Raw genomic sequence first — 16689 nt, forward strand, 5'->3', positions numbered from 1 at the left:
CTCCCACGCTGTACTGATCGTGCTGTACGCGTGGGCTCGGCGTGCGTCGATTCGTGATGTTCGTTTCGGAATCGCCATCGACGGGCGACGGTCGGACCGGTCGAGCAGAGTGCGTCCTACGCTCCCCCGCCTCTGTCCGAGGCTCAGCGGAAGCGTTCGGCCTCACGTGCGAGTTGCACGAGGTCGGCGCACAGAGACTCCACCTCATGGGCCGCCGCACCTTCGGCAACGGCTGTCGCCACGTCCTCGGCGGCACATCGAACCTGGAAAACCCGGTCGACCATGGCGGAGGCTTCCTCCGAGGTGAGCACCACCGCATCGGCGGGGATGCTCGTGCCCTTGACCTGGTTGCGCTGCTCGTATGCGCGCTGCCGGCAGGATTGGCGGCAGTACCGGCGGCGCCGCCCCATCCCTGTCTCGGCCACTTCCCGGCCGCACCACACACAGGAATCGGGTCTGCGGGAGGCGCCGGTCATGGTCAACCACCTTACTGCGCGGCGCCTCGAGGCCCGCCCGGTAAGATGTCGAGGTTGCATCTGCGCGGCGTGCGGGAACCAATCGGGAGGCCGTGGCGTTGTAGATGAGTGTGAACGCTTGGTTCTGGTCCAGGCGTACTCGCGCGGAGACGATCGAGGAGAGGACACAACCATGGCAGATCGCGTACTTCGAGGAAGTCGACTCGGAGCGGTGAGCTACGAGACCGACCGTGACCACGACCTCGCGCCCCGTCGGATGGCCAAGTACCGGTGCGACAACGGTGAGGTCTTCGACATTCCCTTCGCCGACGATGCCGAGATTCCCGGCACGTGGCTGTGCCGTAACGGCCTCGAGGGAACCCTGGTAGAGGGCACTGCGCCCGAGGCCAAGAAGGTCAAGCCGCCGCGTACCCACTGGGACATGCTGCTCGAACGCCGTTCCAAGGAGGAACTGGAGGAGCTGCTGAAGGAGCGCCTCGACCTGCTGAAGGCGAAGCGCCGCGGAGCCTGACACAGGCAACCGAACCGTACGAACGCCGTCTCGGCTCTGCCGGGGCGGCGTTCGCCGCGTCCGGGGAGACTGCGACCCCGGCTTCGGCGCGGACGGGGTGTTCGACACGGACAAGCTTCTGTTCGTCACTGGGCTGGTCACCGTCTCGACAGGACTCATCCAAGTACTCCGATCTGCTGAACGCGGGCGCGTTACATTCCGAGCACACAAAGCACCGAGCGTCACGCCCCGAACACGCAGTCGAAGAAACCACGTATGACCGACCTCTCGGGCTTCCGTACCATTTGAGAGGTAGGTCACATGACCGCTCTCAATCTACTATTCGGTACCGCGGAGTCAAGGGTTTGGTCTTCTCTTCGGGTAAATCTCACACCTGGGGTATGAAATCGGCACCCCGAAACCACGACCGGTCGGGCGTCCACGACATTCGGGGTGGTCAACCGCTCGTTTTCCGTACAACCACTCACATTTCGTGGTATTCCCCCATCACCGCCCAAACCAAACCTTCCGGTCTGTCGGGCGGTGATGCGGTCAGCGCACCGAGTGCGGCCGGTTCGCGCTGTCGTCGGGATCGCTGTCCCTGCCGGTGTCGGGCGCGGCGTGCCGCGGCCGACGATGCGAACGCTCGAGGTGCGGTGCGATCGCGGCGAGAGCAGCCGGCGTCGTCATCGTCCAGTGCGTCGCGTCCACCGGATGCTCGTCGATGCTCCCGCGCACGAACTGGCCCCAGCAGGTCACCGGGTCCACGTGGAAACCGTCGTCCAGGGCGGCGGTGAAGAACACCAGATCGCCGTCGAACACCCTCGGCCGGTGTGCGTCGATCAGTGCGGGGGCTCGCAGCGCATTGCCGTAGATCCGTTCGAGTTCCGAAGCGGTCAGCGCCCCCAGCGGCCCTCCGACGACCCGCAGCAGCGCCGCCGCCCGCTCGGCGTCGAACTGTCCGTCCGGCGCGAGTTCGTCGAGCACGCTGTCGTCCGGGAGGTCCAGGCCGACACCGCCGAGAAGATCCGCGGTGGTCGCGGAATTCTCCACGCTGCGGTCGATCCCGACATAGCTGTCGAGGAGCCCCAGCAGACGCACCTCTTCACCGGCGTCCTGCAACTGCACGGCCATCTCGTGAGCGATGACCCCGCCCAGCGACCACCCCACCAGGTGGTACGGGCCGTGCGGCTGGACCGAACGGATCTCCCGGACGTAGCGGGCCGCGAAGTCGGTGATCGTCTCCAGGTGCGGCTCGTCCTCGGTCAGCGCGGGCGACTGCAGCCCGTAGATCGGCCGGTCCTGGGTCAGCTCGCGGCCGAGCCCCGCGTAGCTCCAGGCGAGCCCGATGAACGGATGGACACAGAACAGCGGCTCCGCCGTCCCTCTCGTGCGGATCGGGAGCAGCACGTCGAGTGACGCACCGGCACCGTCCACCCCGTCGTTCGTCCACTTCTGGATGCGTTGTCCCAGCGACTGCGGGGTGGGGTCGCTGAACATCCACTGCAGCGGGAAGTCGATTCCCAGCTCGGACCCGAGCGCGGATGCGACCCGGGTGGCGATCAGCGAGTTGCCCCCGAGGTCGAAGAAGCTGTCCGTCACTCCCACGCGGTCGATGCCGAGCACGTCGGCGAACACCGTCGCGACAGCACGCTCGGCCGCCGTTCGCGGCGCCTGGTACTCGTCGGCCGCCGACCGGACGGCCGGTGCGGGCAGGGCCTTGCGGTCGAGTTTGCCGTTCACCGACAGCGGCAGGGTGTCCAGGTGCACGACGCGCGCCGGGATCATGTACGACGGGACGCGGGCCGACAGGTATGCACGCACGTCGGACCAATCGGCCGCGCGCCGGCCCACCAAGTACGCCACCAGCGCTTCTTCGCCGCGGTCGTCGCGGTGCACCACCACAACCGCCTGCGACACGTCCGGATGGGTCTCGAGCGCCGTCTCGATCTCCCCCAACTCGATCCGCTGACCGCGCAACTTCACCTGAAAATCGGTACGACCCAGATAATCCAGCGCACCATCGGTGCGGCGACGCACCAGATCACCCGTGCGGTACATCCGCCCACCCGTCACATGCGGATTCGCCACGAACCGATCCGCCGACAGATCCGCCCGGTTCAGATATCCCCGCGCCAGCTGATCCCCCGCCAGATACAACTCCCCCGCCACCCCGTTCGGCACCGGATGCAACCGGGCATCGAGCACATGCACCTGCGTGTTCCACACCGGACGCCCGATCGGCACCGTCACCGTGTCCGCCGCACCGGTCTCCCAGTACGTGACGTCGACCGCGGCCTCCGTCGGCCCGTACAAGTTGTGCAGATCGGCACCACTGACCGCCCGGAACCGCGACACCTGCTCCGGCGTCAACGCCTCCCCCGAACAGAACACCAACCGCAACGAATCACACTGCGCCGCAGCAGGTTCGGCAGTGAACACCGACAGCATCGACGGCACGAAATGGGTGGTCGTCACGTGACGTTCCTGCATCAGCCCTGTCAGATACCGCGGATCGCGGTGTCCGTCCGGCGCGGCGATCACCACGGAGGCTCCCACCTGCAGCGGCCAGAACAGCTCCCACACCGATACGTCGAACGTCACCGGAGTCTTCTGCAGAACGACGTCCGCACTGGTCAGGGTGTATTCGTGCTGCATCCACAGCAGGCGGTTCACGATCGCACCGTGGGTGACCGCGACGCCCTTCGGCCGGCCCGTCGACCCGGACGTGAAGATCACGTACGCCGTGTTCGCCGGGGACAGCGGCCACAGCCGGTCCGCATCGGTGACGGGCGAGTCGTCGAAGCCGGAGAAATCCTCGGACGCGACGTCGATGACGGGGACCGATCCGCCGCCGGGGAGTCCGGCACCGCTGACCAGGACACATGCCGGCCGTGCGGTGTCGAGTACATACGCGGTGCGCTCGGCCGGATGGTCCGGATCCACCGGCAGGTAGGCGCCACCGGCCTTCACGACGGCGTAGATCGCGACGAGCAGATCGATCGACCGGCGCATCGCGACCGCCACCACCGACTCGGGGCCGACGCCCTGCTCGATCAGTCCGCGCGCCAGCCTGTTCACGCAGGCGTCGAAGTCGGCGTACGTCAACTCGTCCCGGTCGAAGATCACCGCGATCCGGTCGGGGTCCGCCGCGACCCTCGTGTCGAACAGCGACGCCAGGGTCCCGGCGGGCACCTCGTGCGATGTCGCGTTGGTGCCGGCGATCTGCTTCCGTTCGCCGCTGCCGAGGACATCGATGTCGCCGACCGCGGTGTCCGGACTGTCGGCGGCCGCCCGCAGAATCTGCAGGAACCGCTGTCCGAACACGTGCATGGACGGCTCGTCGAACAGGTCGGAGGCGTACGTGAGGCGGGCCGCGATCCCGTCCGGACTTCCCGCCGAGTCGAACTGCTCCATCAGGGTGAGCTGCAGGTCGAACTTGGCGATGTCGACGTCGAAGTCGACGCCGCTCATCGACAGGTCACCCAGTTGAAGTGTCGCCTGGTCGAGGTTCTGGAACGTGAGCATCACCTGGAACAGGGGATGCCGCCCGGTGGACCGCGACGGATTGACGACCTCCACAAGGCGCTCGAACGGGACGTCCGCGTGGGAGAAGGCGGCGAGATCGGTCTCGCGCACGTCGGCGACCAGTTCGGCGAAGGTCCGGCCTCCGTCGACCTGCTGGCGCAGGACCAGCGTGTTGACGAACATCCCGATCAGGTCGTCGAGCTCGCGTTCGCCTCGGCCCGCGACGGGGGTGCCGATGGCGATGTCCCCGGTGCCGGAGAGTCGGCTCAGCAGCACCGCGAGCGCCGAGTGCACGAGCATGAACAGGGACGCGTTCGCGTCCCGCGCCGTACCCAGGAGCGTGCCGTGCAGTTCGGCCGGCACGGCGAAGTCGACGGTGCCGCCCCGGTACGACGCGACCGCGGGACGCGGGCGGTCGGTGGGCAGGTCCAGCTGATCCGGTGCGCCCGCGAGGGTCTGCGTCCAGAACGCGAGTTGCCGTGCCGACACCGATTCGGGATCGGCCTCGTCGCCGAGAAGCGCCCGCTGCCACAGCGCGTAGTCGGCGTACTGCACCGGCAACGGCGCCCAGTCGGGCGTGGTGTCCGCCGACCGCGCCGCGTACGCCGTCATCACGTCCCGCACCATCGGTGCCATCGACCAGCCGTCGCCGGAGATGTGATGGACCACCAGGGCGAGAACGTGTTCCGTCGGAGAGATGCGGAAGATCCGCACCCGCACCGGAACCTCCGTGGTGACGTCGAATCCGGTGGTCACCAGGCCGGCGATCTGAGCGGGCAGCGCAGCCTCGTCCGTCGCGACGACGGACAGCTCGCCCCCTACCCGGTCGACGGGCAGGATCACCTGGTGCGGGCCGTCCGCGGAGTCCGGGTACACCGTCCGCAGCGACTCGTGCCTGCGGACGACGTCGGCGACCGCATGCTGCAGTGCGTCGACGTCCAGCGCGCCCGACAGGCGAACCGCCGCGGGAATGTTGTGCACCGCGGAGTTCGGGTCGAACCTGTTGAGGAACCACATCCGGCGTTGCGCCGACGACAGCGGAATCCGTTCGGGGCGCACCGCCGGTGTCAGCGCCGGGCGGGCGGGTGCGGTCGCCTCGATCGAATCCAGTAGTGCCGCCAGGGCGGCGAGGGTGGGCGCCTCGAACAGGGTTCGAATCTCCACGCGGCGCCCGAGCCGCTCGGACAGCCGGGCGACCACCCGGGTGGCGACGAGGGAGTTGCCACCGAGGTCGAAGAAGTTCGCGGCGGCACCGACCTGGTCGACGCCGAGCACGTCGGCGAACACGGCGGCAACCGCTTCCTCCGTGGGCGTCGCGGGAGCGCGATATTCGTCTGTCGCCGAGGCGAAGTCGGGCGCAGGAAGGGCCTTGCGGTCGAGTTTGCCGTTCGAGGTCAGGGGTAGTTGCGCGAGCACGACGAGGGCGGCGGGCACCATGTAGCTCGGCACCGCCGCGCCGACAGTGGCGAGAACCGCGGCGGAGTCGACGGCGGCGCCGTCCTCGGGGACGACGTACGCGATCAGGGCGGTCCCGGTGTGCGGGTGCTGGTGGGCGACGACGACGGCCTGCCCCACCGCCGCGCTCGACACCAGGGCGGACTCGATCTCGCCGAGTTCGATGCGGAACCCGCGAACCTTCACCTGGAAGTCGGAGCGCTCGAGGTACTCGAGGACACCCCTGCTGTCCCGGACGCGCCAGCGGACCACGTCGCCGGTGCGGTAGAGCCGCGAACCGGATGCGCCGAAGGGGTTGGCCACGAAGCGTTCGGCCGTCAGATCCGCGCGAGCGACGTAGCCGCGGGCCAGTTGCTCACCGGCCAGGTACAGCTCACCCGCCACCCCGACGGGGACCGGGTTCAGCCGGGCATCCAGCACGAACACCTGCGTGTTCCACTCGGGTCCGCCGATGGGAACGGTGTCGATGTCGCCGGCGGTGTGTGTCCAGGCGGTCACGGACACGGCGGCCTCGGTGGGCCCGTACAGGTTGTGCAGCGCGACGGTCCCGAACCGGCGGCGGAAGCGGGCGGCGGTGTCGACGGGCAGCGCCTCGCCGATGCACAGCACCCGCCGCAGGGCCGGCTGCTCCCCGGCATCCGCCAGGAAGGCCTCCAACAGGGACGGCACGAAATGTGCTGTCGTGACGCACTGCTGACGCATCAGGTCCGCCAAGTAGGCCGGGTCGCGGTGACCGTCCGGGCGGGCGATGACCAGTCGGGCGCCCGTGGTCAGCGGCCAGAACAGTTCCCACACCGACAGGTCGAACGTGACGGGTGTCTTCTGCACGACGGCGTCGGTGGTGTCGAGCGGGTATTCGTGCTGCTTCCAGCGGAGTTGGTTCGCGATGGCGGCGTGAGTCACGGCGACCCCCTTGGGGCGGCCGGTGGACCCGGACGTGAAGATCAGGTACGCCGTGTTCTCCGGCCGCAGCGGGGCGAGGCGATGCGCATCGGTCACCGGTTCGCGGGGCGAGCCGGCGAGGTCGATGCTGTCGATCTCGATGACCGGGACGTTCACGGAGGCGAACCCGTCCGAGGACGTGGTGAGGATGCACGTCGGGCGTGCGGTCGCGAGCACGTAGGCGAGTCGGTCGGCCGGATGGGTGAGATCGATCGGCAGGTACGCGCCGCCGGCTCGCAGCACCGCGTACATCCCGACCAGCAGTTCGATCGACCGGTTCATCGCCAGTCCCACCACGGATTCCGGTCCCACCCCGCGAGCGATCAGCCGGTGGGCGAGGGCGTCGACACGGCGGTCGAACTCTGCGTACGTCAGTTCGGTGCCCTCGAAGAACACCGCGGCCTTGTCGGGGGTGCGCGACACCTGGGCGGAGAACAGTTCGGCGAGCGTCGTCGGCGGCAGATCGACGCCGCTGTCGTTGAAGTCGGCGAGGACCGACTGCCGTTCGGGGCCGTCGAGGAGGTCGATGGCCCCGACGGCCACGTCCGGATCCTGTACGACCGACTCGAGGACGCGGGTGAAGCGTTCCGCGAACGCCCGCACGGTGGATTCGTCGAAGAGGTCGGTGGCGTAGGTGAACTGGGCCTCGATCACGTCCGGGGATCCGTCGGCGTCGTGCTTCTCCGACAGTGTCAGGTGCAGATCGAAGTTGGAGATCGTGTTCGGTACGTCGAGTCCCTCGACGTGCAGTCCGGGAAGCTCGAGCGTGGTGGTGGCGAGGTTCTGGAACGAGAACGCGACCTGGAACAGCGGGTGGTGCGCGCGGGACCGGGCCGGGTTCAGCACGTCGACGAGGCGCTCGAACGGAATGTCGGAGTGCGCGAACGCATTCAGATCGACAGACCGCGCGTCGGCGAGGCTGTCGGCGAACGAACTCGCGAGGTCCACGTGGGTGCGCAGCACCAGGGTGTTCACGAACATCCCGACGAGTTCGTCGAGGGATTCCTCACCGCGGCCGGCGATGGGTGCGCCGACGGCGATGTCGGACTCGTTGCTCAGTCGCGCGAGAAGCACCGCGAGCGCGGTGTGCATCACCATGAACAGGGACGTGTTCCGGCCGCGGGCGAGCGCCAGCAGGGCGCGGTGGGTGCCGGCGCCGATGGTGAACGGCACGTGCGCGCCCCGGTGCGACGCGACCGCGGGACGGGGACGGTCGGTCGGCAGGGACAGCCGGTCCGGCAGACCCTCCAGTGTGCGGGTCCAGTAGGCGATCTGAGCGGCGGCGACAGATTCGGGATCGGCCTCGTCGCCGAGGAGTTCCCGCTGCCACAGGCTGTAGTCGGCGTACTGCACCGGCAGCGGCGTCCAGCGGGGAACGTGTCCCTCGGCGCGGGCGGTGTAGGCGAGCATGACGTCGCGGGCCAGCGGGGCGAGCGACCAGCCGTCACCCGAGATGTGGTGGGCGACCATCACGAGCACGTAGTCGTCGGCGCCGACGCGGTACATCCGGGCCCGCAGGGGCACGTCCGCGGTCACGTCGAAGCCCGTCGTGACGAGTGCGAGCACCCGCTCGAGGACGTCGTCGGGGTGCGCCGTCACCGGTGTCAGGTCGGGCACCGCGTCCCCGGCGGGCACGATCACCTGGTGCGGACCGTCGGCGGAGTCGGGATAGACGGTGCGCAGCGCCTCGTGCCGCCCGACGAGATCGGCGATCGCGATCTGCATGGCACGCAGGTCCACCTCGCCCGACAGCCGGAGCGCGACCGGCAGGTTGTAGGCGGGCGATGCGGTGTCGAACTGGTTGATGAACCACATCCGCTGCTGGGCGAGCGACAGCGGAATGTGTTCGGGCCGGGGCTTCGCCGTCAGCGCGGGGCGCCGCACACTGTGGGCGGTGGTCTCGGTGATACGTGCCGCGAGCGCGGCCACGGTCGGCGACTCGAACACTTCACGGACCCCGACGTGGACGTCGAGTGCCGCGTTGATCCGCGACACCACCTGGGTGGCGAGCAGCGAGTTGCCGCCGAGGTCGAAGAAGCTGTCGTGGATGCCGATCTCCGGCAATGCGAGGATGTCCGCGAAGATACCGGCGACGATCACCTCCATCGGGTTCCGCGGTGCCTCGAATGTCGTGGCCGCGGCGGCGAAGATCGGCTCGGGCAGCGCGGCCCGGTCGAGCTTGCCCGCCGGGGTGAGCGGCAGGGCGTCGAGGAGGGTGACGGAGGCGGGAACCATGTAGGCGGGCAGGGTGCGTCCGACGAAGTTCGCGACCTCGACCCGGTCCACGTCTTCACCGGTGAACGGCAGCACGTACGCGACGAGGGAGGTCTCCCCGTTCGGGTGCTCGTACCCGACCGTGGTGGCGTACTCGATCTGCGGGTGTGCGGTGAGCGCGGCATCGATCTCGCCGAGTTCGATCCGGAATCCGCGGATCTTCACCTGGTGGTCGGTGCGGCCGACGAAATCGAGGACGCGGTTCTCCCGCCACCGGACGAGGTCGCCGGTGCGGTACATCAGGTCGCCGGGCTCGCCGTACGGGTCGGCGACGAAGCGTTCGGCGGTCAGTCCCGGCCGTCCGAGGTAGCCGCGGGCGAGGCTCGGGCCTCCGACGTACAGTTCGCCCGGCACACCCACCGGCACGGGGCGCAGCCGGCCGTCCAGCACGAGTGCCCGCACTCCGCGGCTCGGGCCGCCGATGGTGACCGGTTCGCCGGCGCGGAGGGGTTCGGTGATGGACGACATGATCGTCGCCTCGCTGGGGCCGTACGCGTTGACCATGCGACGCCCGGGCGCCCAGCGGGCGACCAGTTCCGGTGGGCACACGTCACCGGCGACCACGACCACGGCGAGGTCGTCGAGCCCGTGATGGTCCACCGACGCCAGCGCCGCCGGAGTGGAGAACGCATGGGTGACGTGTTCCGCGGCGAGCAGTTCCGCGAGTTCCGATCCGCCGTAGATCGTGGGCGGGGCGATGACCATCGTGGCTCCCGCGCCGAGTGCCATCAGCATCTCGAACACCGAGGCGTCGAAACTCGGGGACGCGAAATGCAGTGTCCGCGAACGGGAGGTGACCCCGAGGAGCTCACGCTCGTCGGTCACCAGATTGATCAGACCGCGATGCGTGACTGCGACTCCCTTGGGCCGGCCGGTGGACCCCGACGTGTAGATGACGTACGCCACCTGGTCGGACAGGATCGGGCGCATGCGGTCGCGGTTGGTGAGCGGCAACCGGGATTCGTGGGTGCAGCGCACCTCGACCGCCGGGTCGTCGAGGAGCATCCAGCGGATCAAGTCCGGGAGCAGATCCTGTTTCGCGGACACGGTGATCCCGACCATCGCCCCGGAGTCCTGCACCATGTGCAGAATGCGGTCCGCGGGATAGCCGGGGTCGACGGGCACGAACGCGGCACCGGTCTTGGCCACCGCCCACACGGCCACCACGGATTCGACGGACCGCGGCAGTGCCAGCGCGACCCGGGTTTCGGGTCCCACTCCCCTGTCGACGAGCAACCGGGCCAGCTGATTCGACCGTTCGTCGAGGTCCCGGTACGTGAGGCTCTCTTCGTCGAAGACGACGGCGGGTCCGTCCGGTGCCGCGGCGACGGCGTCGGCGAGGATCTCGGGCAGCATCTGCACCGGTCGCGGGTCGGCGCCGCGCACCGGGGTGAGCGCCGCGTATTCCTCGTCGCCGAGGACCGGAATGTCACCGATCGGCCGCTGCGGGTCGGCGACGACCGCCTCGAAGATCCGCCGCAGCCGGGTCGCGTACTCGGCGGCGGTGCTCTCGTCGAAAATGTCTGTCGCGTAAACCAGTTCGGCGTCGATGCCGGCGCCCTCGGAGGCGGCGTCGAGCCGCTCGGTGAGCGTGAAGTGCAGGTCGAACTTCGCGATGCTCGCGTCGAGGGTGATCGGCTCCACCGACAGCCCGTCCAGTTCGAGTCGGTCGGCGGAGACCGCCTGCACGCCTAGCGCCACCTGGAACAGCGGGTGGTGCGAGGTGGAGCGGACCGGGCTGAGTACCTCCACCAGCCGCTCGAACGGCAGGTCCGCGTGGGCGAACGCCTCGAGGTCGACATCCCGGGCCTGTTCGAGCAGCGACACGAACGACGCCCCCGGGTCCAGCGTCGTGCGCAACACGAGGGTGTTGACGAACATGCCGATGATGTCGTCGAGTTCCACCCGGCCGCGACCGGCGATCGCCGTGCCGACGGTGATGTCGGAGCTGGTGCTGAGCCGGCCCAGCAGGACGCTGAGCGCGGCGTGGGCGACCATGAAGATGCTGGCGCCGTGCGCGCGTGCCAGCTCGGCCAGGGCCCGGTGCGTGTCCGCGTCCAGGGTGAAACGCGTTGCCGCACCCCGATGCGACGGAACGGCCGGCCTGCCCCGGTCGCCCGGCAGGTACAGCTGGTCCGGGACACCGGCGAGTGTCCGGGTCCAATACTCGAGCTGGGCGGCGGCGAGGCTGCCCGGGTCGGATTCGGCGCCGAGCACCTCCCGCTGCCACAGCGCGTAGTCGGCGTACTGCACCGGCAGCGGTGCCCAGGTGGGCGCACGGCCTGCCGCGCGGCTCGAGTACGCGATCATCACGTCCCGGATCAGCGGTTCCATGGACACGCCGTCGGCAGAGATGTGATGGACGACGAGAGCGAGCACGTGCTCGGTGTCGCCGAGCGAGTACACCTTCACCCGCAGTGGCACGGCTTGGGAGACGTCGAAGCCGGTCAGCAGGAACTGCTCGAGATCCGCGCGTAGCCCGGTCTCGTCCACGCGGACCGGTGCGGCGTCGGGGGTGAACTCTCCGGGTTCGAGGATCACCTGGTGCGGTCCGCCCCGGGAATCGGGGAAGACGGTCCGCAGCGATTCGTGCCGGGTGATCAGATCGTCGATCGCCGCGGCCAGCGCCGCTGTGTCCAGCGGTCCGGTGAGCCGGACCGCGGCGGGCAGGTTGTATGCGGGCGAGGACATTTCGAACTGGTTGAGAAACCACATCCGCTGCTGCGCGAGTGAGAGGGGGATCCGGTCGGGGCGGACCGCCGCCGTCAAGGGTGCGATCGCCGTGGTCGGACCGTGCCCGTCGAGTCGCCCGGCCAGAGCCGCGACGGTGGGGGCGTCGAACACGTCGCGGATGGCGACGCGTGTCTCCGTCGCGACCCCGATGCGGGTGCTGAGCTTGGTGGCGGACAGGGAGTTGCCGCCGAGTTCGAAGAAGTTGTCGTCGACACCGACCCGGGGGACGCCGAGGAGTTCGGCGAAGATTCCGGCGACGATGCGTTCCGACTCGGTGCGTGGCGCCGTGTACTCCGCCTTCACGGTGAACACCGGCGCGGGCAACGCGTTCTGGTCGACCTTCCCGTTCGGTGTCAGCGGTAGTTCCGCCAGCGTGATCAGCAGCGACGGAATCATGTAGGAGGGCAGGCTGCCCGCCGCCTCGGCGAGGACGGCGTCCCGGTCCAGTGTGCTTCCGCGCCGCGGCACGACGTACCCGACGAGGTGATCGCCGGTGTGCGGGTCCGAATGCGGGACGACGATCGCCTGGTCCACGTCTTCGTGCCGAAGCAGTGCCGACACGATTTCGCCGAGTTCGATGCGGAATCCGCGGACCTTCACCTGGAAGTCGGTGCGCCCGAGGTACTCGAGCCGGCCGTCCGCGTTCCAGCGGACGAGGTCGCCGGTGCGGTACAGGCGCGCGCCCGACGTGGAGAAGGGGTCGGCGACGAACCGTTCGGCGGTGAGGTCGGGGCGGCCCAGGTATCCGCGGGCGAGCTGGACTCCACCGAGGTACAGCTCTCCCGCGACACCGACCGGAACCGGACGCAGGCGGCCGTCGAGGACGAGGGTGCTGGTGTTCCAGACGGGCAGACCGATCGGGACGGTGTCGGAGTTGTCGGACCGCGCCGCGAAGAAGGTGGTGGTCACCGCCGCCTCGGTGGGTCCGTACGTGTTGTCGATTTCCGCGGGATGGGACGCCCGGAAGTCGTCGATCGTCTCCGGCGACACTGCTTCGCCGCCGACCAGCACCTGCCGCAGCGCGGGCAGGTCGTCGAGCCCGGGGATGGACGTCACGGCCGCCAGCATCGCCGGCACGAAGTGCACGACGGTGACGCCGTGTGCGCGGAGGACGTCCGTGAGGTACTCGGGGTCGCGGTGCCCGTCGGCTTCGGCGACGACGAGCCGCGCGCCGGAGACGAGCGGCGCGAAGCACTCCCACACCGACACGTCGAACGTCACCGGGGTCTTGAACAGCATGGTGTCGGCGGTGCTCAGCGCGTACTGCGCACGCAGCCACTCGAGTTGCGCCGCGATCGCCGCATGGGAGACGGCAACCCCCTTGGGCCGTCCCGTGGAACCGGACGTGAAGAGGACGTACGCCGTGTTGTCCGCGCGCAGCGGTGCGACGCGTTCGTCGTCGCGGATCGGCTCCGCACCGAACTCTGCCGGGTCCGCGTCTGCGGGGACGATCGCCCGCACCCCGTACCGTGTCGTCCCGGTCTGTGCGAGCAACGCGCTGCTCGTGAGCACCACGGACGCGCCGGACTGTTCGACGATGTCGCTGTTGCGCTGCGCCGGTTGACCGGGATCGAGTGGGGTGTAGGCGCCGCCTGCCCTCACCACGGCGTGGACGGCGACGAGCAGGTCGAGCGACCGCGGGATCTCCACCGCCACCACGACATCGGGTCCCACTCCGTCGCCGATGAGCCTGCGCGCGAGGCGGTTCGCCCGAGCATCGAACTCGGCGTAGGTCAGTGCCTCGTCGTGCCAGAGCACCGCGGGGGCGTCCGGTGTCGTCCGTGCCTGGTCGTCGAGGAGACCGGCGAGGGTGCGCTGCGCCGTGTCCCGGGTCGCGCCGTGTGACAGGGCGAGCAGACCCAGCCGGGCATCGTTGCCGAGCAGGTCGAGGTCGCCGACCGTGGTTCGAGGATCGTGGGTCACTTCGATCAGGACCCGGAGGAAGGACTCGCCGATCCGCAGTGCGGTGTCCTCGTCGAAGAGGTCCTTGGCGTAGCCGAGCTCGAGATCGAGACCGGTCGGGTTCCCCTCCTCGTCGTGGCGTTCGCCGAGCACGAAGTTGAGATCGAACTTGGCGATCGGCGATTCGATCTCGAGTGCGGACACCTCCAGTCCCGGCAGTTCGAGCGTCGGGGTCTGCAGGTTCTGCAGTGCGAGCGCCACCTGGAACAGCGGGTGGAACGCGGAGGAACGGGTCGGGTTGATCGCGTCGACCAGCTGCTCGAACGGCACGTCGACGTGGGAGAACGCCTCGAGGTCGACGCGCCGGACCTGCTCGAGCAGTTCGGCGCCCGTCGATTCCGGTTGCACGTCGGTGCGCAGCACCAGGGTGTTGACGAACATGCCGACGAGTCCGTCGAGGGACTGCTCCCCGCGACCCGCGACGGATGTTCCGATGGCGATGTCCGGGCCGGCCCCGATCCGCGACAGGAGCGCGGCGAGCGCGGTGTGTACGACCATGAACAGGCTGGCGTGGTGGGTGCGCGCCACGTCCAGCAGTCGCAGGTGGCTGTCGCCGCCCAGGGCCAGTCGTACCGTGCCGCCGAGGTTCGACGGAGCGGGCGGTCGGGGGCGGTCGGTGGGTAGTTCCACCTGATCCGGCAGACCCGCGAGTGTTCGCTTCCAGTAGGCGATCTGGCCGGCGGCCAACGACTGCGGATTCTGCTCGTCGCCCAGCAGTTGCCGCTGCCACACGGCGTAGTCCGCGTACTGCACCGGCAAGGCGTTCCAGGCCGGGGCGTCACCGGCGGTCCGGGCCGCGTAGGACGTCATGACATCGGAGGCGAGGGGGATGAACGACCAGCCGTCCGCCGAGATGTGGTGGACGACGAACAGCAGGATGTGCTCCGAGCGGCTCTCGCGGAACAGGTGGACCCGCAACGGGACGTCGATGGTGACGTCGAACCCGGCGGACGCGTGCCGCAGGATCGCACCGCTGAGGTCTTCACCGGACAGGCGTGACGGCGTCAGATCGAGGGAGATCGACTCCACCGGGACGATCACCTGATGCGCCCCGGTCTCGGTCGCCGGGTAGACGGTGCGCAGCGCCTCGTGCCGCTCGAGGACGTCGCCGAGCGCGGCACGCAGGGTCGCGACATCGATCCTGCCGGACATGCGCAGCGCGAGCGGGATGTTGTACGCGGCCGAGGAGGTGTCGAACTGGTTGAGGAACCACATGCGTTGCTGTGCCGGCGACAGCGGGATCGTCGCGGGCCGCTCACCGGCGACGAGGGCAGGCCGCTCGACCGTCGTCTCGGACAGCGCGGCGATGGCAAGTGCGCGCACGGTGGGGTTGTCGAACAGGGTGCGGACGGAGATGCGTCTACCCAGCGCCGCACCGACCCGGGAGATGACCTGGGTGGCGGACAGCGAGTTGCCGCCGAGGTCGAAGAAGTTGTCGTCCAGCCCGATCGACGGCTCCCCCACCACGTCGGCGAAGACGGCGGCGATCGCCTGCTCGGCCGGGGTCTGCGGCGCCGTGAACTCATTGCGGCGCGCGAAGACGGGTGCGGGCAGGGCGTTGCGGTCCAGTTTCCCCGCCGGGGTCAGCGGCAACGACTCCAACACCATGATCGCCGACGGCACCATATACCCCGGCAACCGCTCCCCCACGAACTCGGCGAGTGCACGGGTTTCGACGTCAGTTCCAGGCGCCGAAAGCACGTACGACACCAGCCGACTGCTGCCACTCCCGTCGTCATGGCCGACCGTGTGGGCGAACTCCACCACCGGATGCGCCGCCAACACGGCGTCGATCTCCCCCAACTCGATCCGGAACCCCCGGATCTTCACCTGAAAATCACTACGCCCCAAAAACTCCAAAACCCAGGTGCCGTCCGGGGCGGCCACCCACCGCACCACATCACCCGTGCGATACATCCGCCCACCCGCACCGAACGGACACGCCACGAACCGCCCCGCCGTCAACCCCGCCCGATGCACATACCCGCGCGCCAAACTGGGGCCGAGGACGTAGAGTTCGCCACGCACCCCGGCCGGGACCGGACGCAACCGCCGATCCAGCACCACCAGATCCACACCGACCGTCGGCGACCCGATACTCACCGGCCGCCCAGGCACCAACGGGCCGGTAGCCGACGACATGATCGTCGTCTCACTCGGACCGTACGCATTGACCATGATCCGGCCCGGCGCCCACCGCGCCACCAACTCCGGTGGACACACATCACCGGCCACCACCACCGTTTTCAGATGGTCCAGACCACGGTGATCGAGCGACGCCAACGCCGCCGGCGTACAGAACGCATGCGACACCCCATGTTCGGCAAGGAACTCCGCCAACTCCGAACCACCGAAAATACTGGTCGGCGCCACCACCAGCGTCGCCCCCGCACACACCGCCATCACCAACTCGAACACCGACGCATCGAAACTCGGCGACGCGAAATGCAACACCCGCGACCCCGACGACACCCCCAACCGATCCCGCTCATCCGCCGCCAGATTCACCACACCCCGATGCGTGACCGCCACACCCTTCGGCCGACCCGTCGACCCGGACGTATAAATCACATACGCCGGATGATCCACCGACAACACACCCGTGCGGTCCGAATCATCCAGGGGCTCCGAGGAGTACGAGGCCAGACCCTCGACCACTGCGTCGTCGTCGAGGACGATCCAGTGCGTACCCTCCGGCAGACCCTCCCGCAACGCGGCCGTCGTCACACCGATCGGCGCACCACAATCCTCCAGCATGAACGCGATCCGGTCAGCCGGATAACTCGGATCCACCGGAACGAACGCCGCCCCCGACTTCGCCACCGCCCA

At 69.0% G+C, this 16689-nt stretch carries 3 protein-coding genes; 1 reads left to right on the plus strand and 2 read right to left on the minus strand.

Annotation, left to right across the window (positions count from 1 at the left end; genetic code table 11):
* Nucleotides 1-143: 143 nt before the first annotated feature.
* Nucleotides 144-476: a hypothetical protein gene (locus ACNJ7E_RS14765; RefSeq protein WP_005246337.1), complete on the minus strand. Its 333-nt coding sequence runs from the start codon at nt 474-476 to the stop codon at nt 144-146.
* Nucleotides 477-648: 172 nt separating this feature from the next.
* Between ACNJ7E_RS14765 and ACNJ7E_RS14770 the strand changes: the two genes are divergently transcribed.
* On the plus strand, nt 649-987 hold the full coding sequence (locus ACNJ7E_RS14770) for an RNA polymerase-binding protein RbpA (RefSeq protein WP_005255751.1): 339 nt from the start codon (nt 649-651) through the stop codon (nt 985-987).
* Nucleotides 988-1518: 531 nt separating this feature from the next.
* Here the strand turns inward: ACNJ7E_RS14770 and ACNJ7E_RS14775 are convergent.
* A partial coding sequence (locus ACNJ7E_RS14775; RefSeq protein ID WP_418340220.1) for a non-ribosomal peptide synthetase occupies nt 1519-16689 on the minus strand: 15171 nt, incomplete at its 5' end.

The organism is Rhodococcus mengyinensis (genome assembly GCF_048381435.1).
Lineage (GTDB): Bacteria > Actinomycetota > Actinomycetes > Mycobacteriales > Mycobacteriaceae > Rhodococcus_F > Rhodococcus_F opacus_D.

Bases quoted from the DNA above. Each gene is read 5' to 3' on its own strand.
- ACNJ7E_RS14770 (WP_005255751.1), top strand. From the start codon at position 649: ATGGCAGATCGCGTACTTCGAGGAAGTCGACTCGGAGCGGTGAGCTAC.
- ACNJ7E_RS14765 (WP_005246337.1), bottom strand. From the start codon at position 476: ATGACCGGCGCCTCCCGCAGACCCGATTCCTGTGTGTGGTGCGGCCGG.